Source organism: Nostoc sp. FACHB-888, from assembly GCF_014696655.1.
Lineage (GTDB): Bacteria > Cyanobacteriota > Cyanobacteriia > Cyanobacteriales > Nostocaceae > Nostoc.
Genome location: NZ_JACJQM010000154.1, coordinates 1 through 9,981, shown reverse-complemented (window position 1 = coordinate 9,981; position 9,981 = coordinate 1). Strand labels below are relative to the sequence as shown.

Annotated in this window: 11 protein-coding genes and 1 pseudogene; 5 read left to right on the top strand and 7 right to left on the bottom strand. The window is 43.1% G+C overall.

Annotation, left to right across the window (positions count from 1 at the left end):
* Nucleotides 1-324: 324 nt before the first annotated feature.
* The 7 genes and pseudogenes from H6G26_RS34370 to H6G26_RS34340 form a co-directional block, all read right to left on the bottom strand.
* Nucleotides 325-1,380: pseudogene (locus H6G26_RS34370) on the bottom strand (IS630 family transposase).
* An 81-nt stretch (nt 1,381-1,461) separates the two neighbouring features.
* Entirely contained in the window at nt 1,462-1,785 is a 324-nt protein-coding gene (locus tag H6G26_RS34365; protein ID WP_190735594.1) for a hypothetical protein, read from the bottom strand.
* A 155-nt stretch (nt 1,786-1,940) separates the two neighbouring features.
* Entirely contained in the window at nt 1,941-3,668 is a 1,728-nt protein-coding gene (locus tag H6G26_RS34360) for a filamentous hemagglutinin N-terminal domain-containing protein (RefSeq protein WP_190735593.1), read from the bottom strand.
* 163 nt (nt 3,669-3,831) lie between these two features.
* Complete coding sequence (locus H6G26_RS34355; protein ID WP_190735592.1) at nt 3,832-5,046, bottom strand: hypothetical protein; 1,215 nt, start codon at nt 5,044-5,046, stop codon at nt 3,832-3,834.
* A complete protein-coding gene (locus H6G26_RS34350; protein ID WP_190735591.1) occupies nt 5,043-5,606 on the bottom strand; it encodes an HNH endonuclease in 564 nt (187 codons plus the stop codon). Before H6G26_RS34350 ends, H6G26_RS34355 begins: the two co-directional genes overlap by 4 nt.
* Nucleotides 5,607-5,728: 122 nt before the next feature.
* The gene (locus tag H6G26_RS43210; protein ID WP_242054094.1) at nt 5,729-7,366 is read right to left on the bottom strand and encodes a hypothetical protein; all 1,638 of its coding nucleotides are present in this window, start codon (nt 7,364-7,366) and stop codon (nt 5,729-5,731) included.
* A gap of 258 nt (nt 7,367-7,624) precedes the next feature.
* Nucleotides 7,625-7,888: a hypothetical protein gene (locus H6G26_RS34340; RefSeq protein WP_094345164.1), complete on the bottom strand. Its 264-nt coding sequence runs from the start codon at nt 7,886-7,888 to the stop codon at nt 7,625-7,627.
* A gap of 248 nt (nt 7,889-8,136) precedes the next feature.
* On the opposite strand from H6G26_RS34340, the gene H6G26_RS43205 reads away from it, so the two are divergent.
* The 5 genes from H6G26_RS43205 (at nt 8,137) to H6G26_RS34325 (ending at nt 9,838) form a co-directional block, all read left to right on the top strand.
* Entirely contained in the window at nt 8,137-8,505 is a 369-nt protein-coding gene (locus tag H6G26_RS43205; protein ID WP_242054090.1) for a hypothetical protein, read from the top strand.
* A gap of 8 nt (nt 8,506-8,513) precedes the next feature.
* Nucleotides 8,514-8,807 (top strand): hypothetical protein, encoded by a 294-nt coding sequence (locus tag H6G26_RS43200; protein ID WP_242054089.1) that lies wholly within the window; start codon nt 8,514-8,516, stop codon nt 8,805-8,807.
* A complete protein-coding gene (locus H6G26_RS43990; protein WP_277883944.1) occupies nt 8,808-8,939 on the top strand; it encodes a hypothetical protein in 132 nt (43 codons plus the stop codon).
* A 150-nt stretch (nt 8,940-9,089) separates the two neighbouring features.
* Entirely contained in the window at nt 9,090-9,584 is a 495-nt protein-coding gene (locus tag H6G26_RS34330; protein WP_242054088.1) for a hypothetical protein, read from the top strand.
* A 26-nt stretch (nt 9,585-9,610) separates the two neighbouring features.
* A complete protein-coding gene (locus H6G26_RS34325) occupies nt 9,611-9,838 on the top strand; it encodes a hypothetical protein (protein WP_190735589.1) in 228 nt (75 codons plus the stop codon).
* Nucleotides 9,839-9,981: the final 143 nt, after the last annotated feature.

Below are 9,981 nucleotides of genomic sequence, written 5' to 3'. Positions count from 1 at the left end.
ACCACGGCGGCACTTAGCACACCTTGACTGTGATCTTGGGTTGAAGCTGGCACAACTAAAGAACTGGAACTATGGTCGTCGATCATCTTTCTACATCTGTATCAAGCATGGAACCTTGCGATTCACTTGCTCAATCTACATGAATTCAATATAAGCAATTGGCTTTTAGTTGTCGTCTACACTGAGTTAACATTTTTAGGCTGTAATTTGATGGAGCAGCCGCTCCTTCTTAAAATAGAAGGTAGGCTATAACTCAAGTTAGAATTCAAATTCTATCGAAAGTAAGTAGGTGGGCGGGAAAATTTCTAACTATGTAACGAAAGCTTAACCAGAACGGGTAGAGTAAAATTTAATAAGTTTTGTACTGTATTTGCCTTTTTCTCCCCTAGCTTTAACGCCATCAATCACGGCGTATGCAAGGTCTAACTCATCATCAAATATTTGCCCACATAGTTCATCTTTTTTAAGGTGCTGCCACTCCAATTCAATTGGGTTGATCTCGGAGCAATATTTGGGCAAAAAGAAGATGTATAAACCCATGCTCTCCCATTTTGACCATAACTTTTGCACCTCAAGGGATCGATGTATCGGCCCGTTATCCTGCACAATTACCTTAATACGTCCCGTCATGAAGGGCAGCAACTGCTTCTTGCTCCATCATTTGGATATAAGACTTGCGGTTAACGCCCCCGATCACCAAACCGTAAACAAAACTGATTATTGGTTGGAGGAATCCAATAATGCTTAATCTACGACCGCGACGTTTGTTTTGTTCTAAACGTTTTTGCTCACCTCTGAAGTAATAGGTGTAACTTGGTTCGCTCCATACACAAAACCCTGATTCATCCAAATACTTTAAGTCAATTTCTCCAGTTGCAGACGCTAGTTCCAACATATCTAAGTCTGCTTGCTTGCGATCGCGTACTACGGGGTCTTGTTTTCCTTTATGGCTCTTTCTGGTGCGCTTCCAATTGACCCCCTTTTTTTGAGTACCCGTCTTAATCTGTCAGGACTCAGTTGCACATTGCGCTCACGTTCTAATTTTTCAGTGAGTTGACAACTGTTGTATGTACGTGGTTCTTTTTTGAGGCATTCCTCTAAAAACACAATGTCAGTTTCAGTCCATTTTTGTTTTCCCCCTCGACCAGGTAATTCCCAAAGCCCTTCCAGTCCTAGCTTCTGCCATTTATGTAAAACTTCTCTTACTGTTTGTGGAGTCCAATTAAAATGAGCAGCTATTTTTTCTACGTACCAGCCATGTGCATTTAATCTGATTACTTCTGCTCGGTCTTTGACTTTCTGTGTTACATCCGCAGTTCTAAGGTTTAACAAAGTTCGGTCTTCCTCACTTGAAAGAAATACCCTTAAACGAGCACCCATATTTCAGTTACCTCAGTAGATGCATTCTCCGTATTTACTTATCTTTACATAATTGGGTTTTTTCGCACCTACTTACTTACGTCATGTAATTAAAATGCCACTAACTTTGTCCCTATTCATAGTCATACGTGCCGCAAATTCATCTTTGCCATCAACAAAGCTTAGTTTCCACAGATAGATTTGATAACCTTGTTGTATAAGATGACCGAAGTAAGTAATTTTATAACCCTCAGACATCCGTGGAGCTAGCTGGGAGCTAACTGTATCAAACATTTCTTTGGTAATCCCTGCTTTGTAGTCCGAATCACCCACAGCGAGAAAAAGTTCGTAATTTCCCACAGCAATCGCATCCAAAATAGTCTGCAAACAATTAATCACGTTTTCAGGGGGATTTGTTGAATTCATAATCATGCTCTTATGTTTGCTGTGACTATTTTATTCATCTTGAAGTTATTGATTTAACGCATTAATGGCTTATGCATTGTAATAGAAAAAGTAAGGATGCTCCTTACTTTTACTGCCATAGCTTTTATCTAGCTTGTGTTGATTTTTTGGGTGACTCAAGCTTTCAATTCATGAGTTTGCTCCTGTTTACGTTTTAACTTCCAAGCAGCATAAAAAGCAGTGAGCGCAAACACACTCAATGGTAAGGTTGGTTCGGGAACAGGCTTGACTGCTATTAAGATTCCTGAAGTGTTAATGGAGATATTGCCGCCATCACCACCAACCTGTGCTGTGCCTGCGGTAGTGGAAATTTGAGCGCCACGACGCAGAAGAAGTAAATCAGTTTGTAAGTTGATGTCGCCACCATTACCCGATACAGATTGGGCGTTGAGTGTGCCAGTGTTATCTAAGGTAATTATAGGTGAGGTAAGGATAATATCTCCAGCAGTACCTGTTGTACTTTGAGAGCTAACGGAAAAGTCACTGTTAAAGTTAGAATTATTACCAGAAACGGTAGAAAAATCAGTAGCATTAACTTTGATTGCACCTGCATTGCCTTGTCCAAATGTTGAGGCTGTAACTTGAGCGCCATCAACTAGTGATAGTGTTGCAGCTAAAATGTCGATATTACCTCCATTGCCAACTGTACCCGTGGGCACACTGCTCAAAATCCCACTGTTTCTTCCAGCAATATCAACAGCATCTGTAACATTAACATTGACATTCCCCGCATTACCAAGTCCTGAAGTTGAGGCAATAAGTTCAGCGCCATTTTGTAACGACAATGAACCAGAATCGATAGTAATGTTACCCCCATTGCCAAGTGACCCCAAACCCACAAGATTGCGAACATTACTCCCAGTGCCTGCAATTTTTATTGACTCGGTAGCATTCAGCGTAATATCTCCCGCGACAGTTTCAGGTGTCCCCAAACCTTCCCCAATACCAGCACTTAAAATACTTTCTCCCAATATTTCTAAATCCCTAGCATTAACTGCAATATTACCGCCACTAGCCCCAGTTACAATTACACCTGCTTGATTCGTGAGGGATACTGAAGTTCGCGCAACATTATCAGGAAATATCAAGCTGAGATTATCGCCATCTACACCCAGAGCTACAGTACCAGCTTGGGCTAACCCTCCTAACTCGGCTCTCCCACCATAAGCATTTAATCGTCCCCCATCCATGCTGACATTCCCACCCACCAGTAGTAAACTTTTACCATCCGGTACTCGTAAACCAAATGCGTTTAAACCTGCTGGGTCTGTTCCTGCGGGTGCTACTGAGTTGTTTTGAATCCCTCCGTTTTGATTAATCTGATTAAACAGCAATGCTGAAGGATTAACAGTCAACAACTCTGAAGGGATATTTTTATCAGTAGCACTAAAAAATCCTCGATTTCCAAATTGCAGTGCATTCGCACTAGTAGCAACAAACGAACCACCAACATTCAACGAAGCATTTTCACCAAATACAATTCCATTGGGATTTGTTAGAAACAGGTTAGCCGTACCCAACGTGCGAATTAACCCATCAATATCAATATTAGAAACTGATTCACCCGTTACTCGAGTAATTATATTTTGAATATCTAGAGCATTATTAAAAGAAGCAGTGCCACCAGTAGGTACAGAGAACTCACCAAAACTGTGAAACAAATTACCGCCAGCTTGTGTTCCTCCAGTAATGTTAAAGGTGTCACCCTCTCTTGTGACACTAGAGTTATTTGGTAAAGTGCCATCTGGAGTAATTTGAGCTTTCGCATAATCAATGGTACAAAAGCTGACACCGAAAGCGATAGCCGCTAAAGCACCCCAATGAGTAAAACCCAAACCTGACATTGAAAGCCTCCACTAATAGCAGCAGCCAACTTTAGTTAAGCATAAATCAAGTTACTAGCTACTAAATAGCCAATAATTAGCCCACTAAGTTTTCACCCGGAAACTCCAGTTTTTCGCAAGAACTTGAATAATTTACAAAACTTTACTTTATAAAGTTCTCGCGTTACCTCTCCCACTTCATCAGCACCCTATCCACAATCGCAACCCCCCACTGCGGAAACTTCGCCAACAACTTCTTGATCACAATCTGCAAAGCAGGGTCATCATTCCAGCACTCTTGCAAGAAGTCAAAACCCGGATTTTCGCCCGAATTCGCCGCTCGATTCAGTTTTTCCCTTCTTACAGGTCGCATATTTGACCTTGCAACAATCGCCTCATGTGACCATTTTTCAGGATTTGGCACAGACGCGGTGGAACTTTCACCCTCATGATCTGCTTTGATTTCTACACCTGAAACTGAATTTTTAGTCTTCAACGAAGCTGAATTTCCCTGTTTTACTTGCCCGTGCGGTTGATTAGCGATGGCTACGCCCGCCGCAGGCATCGCAGAATTTAGAGATTTTTCATTTTGTGCGATGGGTGCGGCGGAACAAGTACCTTCATGAGGGAATATTGCTTCAACGTTACAGTTCTGTTTTTCAGCCAACAACGAAGTAAACTGACTCGGTGCAGCATCTACAAGCGTTAGCGATGTACAGTCCATTGCCACAGGCAAGTCTTTCTCTAATTCTTCCACGCCTTGAACAGATTGAGGCGACGCGCCCCCCAAGGGCGCGTGAGCCGTCTCCTCTACACGCAGATTTCCTGTAAGCGGGTCAGAGACACACATCACAAACTCATCAAATGAGTTTGTGATGTGTTCTTGAGCAGTTCCTGAGACTTGATGGAATTCTTGCTCTGACTGGGTTTGAGTCCGAGTACTTGCTTTTTCTGATGCGGTATTCGCTTGAATTGAAATGTTATCCGCTTTATTTGAGGCGGTATTCGCTTTATTTTTCTTGGAAAATTGCTCAACTTGGGGAGACACCTCTGAGCGATTTTCCGCTTTTTCAATCTGCCAAAAATCCTTAACTTGCGCACCGTGCAGATTTTTCACGTACCATACTGATGTTCTCCCATCACTGCCAATGCTAATACGACGAAACACAAATAAACTGGCTGCTTCCAAAACTCTTCTACCTAATCTAAAAGCCGAGTCACTCAAATTAGTCACCAATTTCATCCAGCGTGAGCCATAAGGGTCAGCCAACCAACACTGCTGCCAAAATCTCAGCACACATGGTTTTTGATTAACTGCCCATGTCGTGTCCTCTTCTGGAATGATCATGTGAGGACGATTGAATTTTGAGCCAGCGGACTGTTTCGATTTAGTAGTCATTTCTCGCCTCCATGATGAGCAGAGGCATGACAGCGACGACACAGAGTAATCAAGTCTTCTAAGTATTCCATCTCGAAACCATGATGCTCATAAGTCAAATGATGAACAAGTAATTTTTGATTAGCGTTACATTTGACACATCTAAAATTGTCTCTAGTTAGAACTAGTCTTCTACAGTCTTGCCAATATTCTGATGCTAAAAACTCGTCATAAGCACTGAACTTGTACTCCATTGATTCAGGCAAATAAATACCATGTTTGTTCTCGGAGAAACAGACCATACCAGCATATTTTTCATAGCATGGTCTATTGGGAAGATAAAATATCTTAAACAATTTGCTATCGCTTACTTCCGCCATCGCCTTATTTAAGACGTTTGCTTTTATCTCCAAATCTGAAAGTAAGATTTCTCTTGGGATGTAGGTAGTAGAGTATTTGTCGTATTTGGGCTTATAAGGATGTACAGCCCAAGTATAGTTATAAAGTTTGAGAGCGCAATTTGAAAAATGCTTGACTGCCCAAATCAAATTTTCTGGTGGAATACCTTTGTAATTCGTCATTCTAGAATCTCCTATTTATATAGACGCACCGAATTTTCCCTACAGCGTTGTTTACCGCCTTCGGCATCGCAGGGTTTAGTTCGATATTTGTTTGTCTAAAAAGTCACCGATACACTGAAAGCCTATTGAGGCTGCCAGAACCGCAATTCATCTCGGAAATACCTGTCAGTCTTTTTCGATTCGTTTCGCCAATGATCCCAAGCAACTACCAACTCTTCGCCTAAATCCTCTACTACTTCACCTTTCTCGACATACAAAGTACGATATGGGTCGGCATGGGCAACGATAGAACCAACTTTAATAGTGTCGGGTTGAGAGGATGCGTTCTGGAGTGCGGTAATTAAATCAGTCTCTTGGTTAGTTAATTCTGCCCAGTAGTCCTGTTTGATTACCTCATACTCTTGCGCCACTGCCCAATAGTCTTGCCAAGTACACCCAGGTTTAGCTAGCACTGACCTAATATCACTAACCGCTTGGGGTAGCATTTCTAATTGTTCGGCTCGATAAGCGATAGCCTGTGGTGTCGGTTCACTTCCCAGAATGATTGCCGCAGCTTCTAACGCTTGGGTGTTGTTCATTGCGCTGGCAAGGTTTTTCAATGCCATGCCCATGAGTCGTAAGCATTCTTGTGCATTTTCCTTGGGTGGTTCTTGGGCCAGTGATCGCAGATCAATTGTTTTCTCCAGTGCAAGTTTTACCTGCTTGTTCAAAGCTTTGGTTGCTTGCTGGGTCATGGTATTTCCCCATTCTTGAGAAGGGCGCTGTTCAACCGAGTTTTCCAAATCTTGAATACGCTGCTTGAGTTGTTGATTTTCAATTTCCAGTTTCCGTAACCCCTCCATCTCAGAGAGCCGTTCCTGCAACTGGATGTTTTGCTCTTTCTGCTGCTTGTACAGGTTTTGCAGAGATTGAATTTGCTCTTGTACCTGGGACTCAGCTTTAGCTCCTGCTTCTGCTTGTAGCCCAATTCTCAATTCCTGCTCCAGGCGCTCTAAATCTTGCTGGTATTGCTCTTTGATTTGGGCGATCGCTTCGGCGTATTCTTTTGGGTATGTGCGCTCTCCTGAGAATGACACAATTGCGTCATTTAAACCAGTCAAATCAGCATTGTTGATCAACAGCCTCTCACCATCGCTGAAGGTGACAATCTGTTGATAGTTATTGGGCGCGTCTGCCTCAATCACTCCCGAATCCCCATAACGAGGGTGTGAAAGGGAAGAAACAGTGACAGAATTACACAATTGCGTTTTAGGGTTTTCGCTTTTTGTGGCGCGTTTAGTTGTTGGTGCGACTTGCTGTACTGCTTTGGCGAAATCGGCGGCAGTGGGGAAAGGTTTTTCCTGGGCTGCGATCGCTACGACTTCCTGTAACTTATCAGGAGTTTTAACCAGCCGGAGTAAGGGGCGAGTTTGAGAGGGTTTAGTGATTTTTTCCCTGAGTTCCTCTGGCAGGGTATCAACTACTTTCTTCGCAGAAAGCAAATCCCTGACTCTGCGATATCCCCCGTGTTTGGTCAACTCGCTTTCGCAGTAAGCTTCAAAGCTCTTGTGTCCACCATCTTCGTAATAGCCTTTATCTCGCATCAGTCGAAGTTCATCGGATGCTTGCCACTCGAACCGGTCAATGGCGGTGAAGGTTTCCTGGATGCTGGTGTTGACAACACCATAATCTAAAAGCGATGTTGTTCCGGGGTTGTAGTCAATAACGGTATTATCCTCTGTGCATGGTGCAAGAAGATTTGATATTGTTTGATTAACCATAAACCTGAGCGTTTGTGGAACGACCCTCAGCGCCTGCCTCGAAAACAATCGCTGGGGGTTTGAATTTGTCAGCATAATTGCTTTGAGTCTAGCACTAGGCTAGCCACAAAAGCAACTGGGCTAGACAGATATCACCACCCTTTAAAAGCTTCGCCCCCTATTGTTCTATAGGAGGCGAGTTTGTTGCTAGATTTATGAGATTTTTGGCGCTGGCTAGCATGTGTTCTAGCTGACTCTTGAGTTGTTGATTTTCTGCGGCTAGCCCGCCCTTAATTTTCCCAGTTCTGCTTTAATCTCCGCTATCTCTTGTTGTTGTCTTTCTATAACTTGCCTGATATCAACAACATTAGTTTCACTCTCTTCTCTACCGAGTCTACCTCTAATGTAGCTTTCTATATCTTCAGTCATACTTGTTCCTTCTTTTTCTAGCAACTCCTTATACTCAACGTACAAGCTCTCATCAAGCCTTACATTCATCTGAGCGCCACGCTTCCTAGTAGAAAGCTTTCTTTCGTCTGCCATCTTTTCTTCTTTGAATTTAAACAACTATTTACACTATAAAGCACGGTCTAGCCAGTGGCTATAACTTCTATTAATGTCTAAAGCCTATGTAGATCAGTTAATTGGCTAGATTGTGTCTTGACAGTGGCTAGCCAAAATAGTATATTAGATTCATGAGATACAAACAAAAGACGATCACCCTGTCTGGAAAACTAGCGATCGCCTTTTGTGAAAAACCTAACCCCATATAGAGGCAGGAGATCCTCATTATGACGCAATCTGTTTACACACAACAAGCACCCTCAAGCTTCAAACTCAATCAAACAATAATTGCAAATACTCCCTTCAAAGACGAGCAAGCCCTAGCACAAGCAGAACTGTACAGCCACCTCGAATCCCAAGCCGAAGCCATAGCTCCAACCCAAGATCCTCTCACCAGCAGAGATCGGCGCATCATTGGCGAGATTATCGAAGTCCAACCCGAATCAATTCGCACGATCTGGATAGAAGGTGGAATCACCGTATGGGTGCAATTTGTGGAAGGTGGACGGCTACCATTTGACCGCAACTGGTTCGCTACAAGAGTTGCAGAGGTCAAAGCGACTCTCCCAGAAACGCCACTCAGACTTTCTGGGTAGCTACTTGCTTGGTAACAGTTGCAGAGGTCAAAGCGACTCTCCCAGAAACGCCACGGGAACGGAACGAACGATTAAGCGATGAACTGGAGGAAGCTTGCACTGCTTTTGGTGTGTACCACGGTGAGATAGACTGGCTTTCGTTCAGCACCAAACTCTACCGAGACGGGCATTTGGTCGGCTTCGTCGGGTGTAATCACCAAAGTTGGTACGCAAGACCGAGACAGTACGGGGTGAATCAGGTTGCTGACAATGCAAGAGATGTGATTGCGTCGTTGGGAGTCCGAACGGCAGTAGCGGCGTAAGTGGCTGTTGCGAGAAAGGCGATCGCAGTCCAAGCAACTGCAATCGCCACCTATATGCAATTACAGACAATCATTGCATATAGTACAGCAAGTAACATCACACTTTCAGATTCGGGTTTCTATGACTGCTAAGAGAATTTTGTGCTACCTCCAGCAGATGCGAATGCGAGGTGTAAGAAATTCCTCGTTCTGGAAGTGAGAAAAGGCGATTGCAGTCCAAGAGTTATGCGATCGCCGCTCAACCGAAATTTAGACAATCGAAATCATCATGGCACATGAAATATGATTACCACATTTTCTCTTCAAGAAGACCAGTTGGATAATCCTCTACAGAAAATTCTCCTTCCTCCAACAGACCCCAACGCAGAGGTACAAGAAATTCCTCCCTACAAGCTGGTTTACATGAATGGAGCTTGCCCCAGAGTTTATCGAGTATACAAAGCTCATTCCATGATTGGGGTGATATTTCAACACATCACCCACTGGTCTAACGGAGTAAATCAGATTCGATACGCCGAGTCGCTGGATGCAGCAGTGGGATTAGACAACTCCATGACAATGGCAGGCTACTTTACGGCTACTACAGAACAACTACCCACAGAAGAAGAGTTGCTAGATATTGAATTTGATGCACTGACAAATGAAGAATGGGAACGGTTAAAGAGGTACGTTCCACAAGCTTGCTTATTTGATTGCAGCGTAAAGAAAGGGGTGGGCAGTAAGACCCACCGTAAGACAGACAAGGAGCAAAACCAAATTATCAGTTTATCGAAATAGAACACCACAACTCATCGGATAAACCAATGGAACCGATAGAAATACTGAAGCAATTCAACTCGTGCTACTTAAAGATTCAGGCGATTGCCCAAGATGAAAACTGGCTTTTGTTGATTGCGGACAAGAAGATTGATCCAGAAGCTGCAACTCATTTGGGAGATGTGCTGCATTATTTAACTGAGGCAATGGGGTGCGTCGAAGAAATCATTGAGGTCAAGTTTAATCAGGAGGCAGAAGAATACAACCAACAATAATAATTCCCCACGGTTGGAAATACCCCCGCTTCACTTTAGGACAACATACCATTCGCTTTGCTCAAATTCATGCATTATTAATACAAAATTCCAAATGTATGAAAATGAAATTAATTTTGCATTTTGAATTGTTTTGCCATAAA

What these genes read in the sequence shown, in the direction of transcription:
- H6G26_RS34365 (WP_190735594.1), bottom strand. Translation starts at nt 1,785, where the DNA reads ATGAATTCAACAAATCCCCCTGAAAACGTGATTAATTGTTTGCAGACT.
- H6G26_RS34360 (WP_190735593.1), bottom strand. Translation starts at nt 3,668, where the DNA reads ATGTCAGGTTTGGGTTTTACTCATTGGGGTGCTTTAGCGGCTATCGCT.
- H6G26_RS34355 (WP_190735592.1), bottom strand. Translation starts at nt 5,046, where the DNA reads ATGACTACTAAATCGAAACAGTCCGCTGGCTCAAAATTCAATCGTCCT.
- H6G26_RS34350 (WP_190735591.1), bottom strand. Translation starts at nt 5,606, where the DNA reads ATGACGAATTACAAAGGTATTCCACCAGAAAATTTGATTTGGGCAGTC.
- H6G26_RS43210 (WP_242054094.1), bottom strand. Translation starts at nt 7,366, where the DNA reads ATGGTTAATCAAACAATATCAAATCTTCTTGCACCATGCACAGAGGAT.
- H6G26_RS34340 (WP_094345164.1), bottom strand. Translation starts at nt 7,888, where the DNA reads ATGGCAGACGAAAGAAAGCTTTCTACTAGGAAGCGTGGCGCTCAGATG.
- H6G26_RS43205 (WP_242054090.1), top strand. Translation starts at nt 8,137, where the DNA reads ATGACGCAATCTGTTTACACACAACAAGCACCCTCAAGCTTCAAACTC.
- H6G26_RS34330 (WP_242054088.1), top strand. Translation starts at nt 9,090, where the DNA reads ATGATTACCACATTTTCTCTTCAAGAAGACCAGTTGGATAATCCTCTA.
- H6G26_RS34325 (WP_190735589.1), top strand. Translation starts at nt 9,611, where the DNA reads ATGGAACCGATAGAAATACTGAAGCAATTCAACTCGTGCTACTTAAAG.